The organism is Bartonella sp. AA1HLJMS (genome assembly GCF_042197445.1).
Lineage (GTDB): Bacteria > Pseudomonadota > Alphaproteobacteria > Rhizobiales > Rhizobiaceae > Bartonella.
In genome coordinates this window covers 1-1,209 of the sequence record NZ_JBHIRW010000196.1, presented here as the reverse complement: position 1 = coordinate 1,209, position 1,209 = coordinate 1, and the positions used below count along the sequence as shown (strand labels likewise).

1 protein-coding gene and 1 pseudogene are annotated in these 1,209 nt (G+C 39.0%); both read left to right on the top strand.

The genetic code is table 11. The features are described 5' to 3' along the window. The first annotated feature begins 180 nt into the window (after positions 1-180). Positions 181-1,119, top strand: coding sequence for a type IV secretion system protein (locus ACFIQE_RS10560; protein WP_375707720.1), 939 nt, complete (start codon positions 181-183; stop codon positions 1,117-1,119). Between the two features lie 6 nt (positions 1,120-1,125). Then, a pseudogene (locus tag ACFIQE_RS10555) lies at positions 1,126-1,209 on the top strand (type IV secretion protein VblB7); the annotation flags it as partial.

The following is a 1,209-nucleotide window of genomic DNA, read 5'->3' as shown; positions in this document are numbered from 1 at the left end:
AACAAAAAGCTAAACATGAAAAATGGAAAGCTGAACAAAAAGCAAAAGAACAAGCCAAGAGAGAAGCAGAAGAGCGCACTAAAACCGAACGAGAAGCGAAAGAAAAAGCTGAACAAAAACAAGATAGTAATTAAATCAGAAATAATCATATTTGTAAAAGTTTGATGAAATGGACGTGCAATGGCATTTGAAAATATAACCATATTTACTGATATGAATAATGTTGTAACGAAGACTCTTGAAAATATAATGGACGAAACTATTAATCATCTTTCATCGGGTTTAAGTGCCCCACTTAAAGCGTCTTGTACAATCTACGTTATATTTATGGGATACAATATCATCTCAGGGCGTTCTTCCACGCCTTTATGGGAGTTTATAGCGACAGCTTTCAAACTCGGCATCATAGTTGCTCTCGCTACAAACACGGCTCATTATAATGCGTGGGTTAGGGATATATTTTTCAATGATCTGCCAAATGCCATTGCAAATGTCACACAAGGTGCAGCACACTCGGATCAAAATGTATGGGACCATCTGCTAAGACAAGCGGGGGCACACGTTTTTGACGCATCAGAGAAGTACACAGGATGGACTGAAGCGGGTAAGTTTCTTGTGACATGGCTTGCTGGTTTTATCTGTTTAATAGATGCCACGGCAATGGCTATAATTGGTTTTGTCGTCTCAATGTTTGCTAAGCTGGGTTTGTTTCTTGTCCTATCAATAGGACCACTCTTCATAAGCCTCTCTATGTTTTCCTCAACCAGAAAATTCACAGAAGCATGGTTAGGGCAAGTTGTAAATTTCATCCTTTTGCAGGTATTAGTCGTGCTGCTTGGTGGCCTGTATATCAAATTTGCAATAAAAATTTTCTCAGGAACACTTGAAGATATAATGCTTTCCTTAATTAATTTCTCAGCTGTTGGCCTTTGTGGTATTTACCTTTTCATCAAATTACCTGATATAGCATCAGCTTTAGCCTCTGGGGCTGTTTCTTTCACAAGTGCCATAACGGGAACGCAACGCGCTGGAAAAGAAGCTTTTCGCGCTGCTAAAGCAACAGCCAACACGATAGCAAAGGGCGTTAAAAAATTAGCATCACTATTAGCAAAGGCCTAAGTTCAAATGCGGAAATTTAAAAAAATTGGGATTATCTTACCATTTCTCTTTCTCAGTGGCTGTGTGTCTTCACCAAACACACTGAAGTCA

Excerpts from the sequence above, each read along its gene's own strand:
- ACFIQE_RS10560 (WP_375707720.1), top strand. The coding sequence starts at position 181 with ATGGCATTTGAAAATATAACCATATTTACTGATATGAATAATGTTGTA.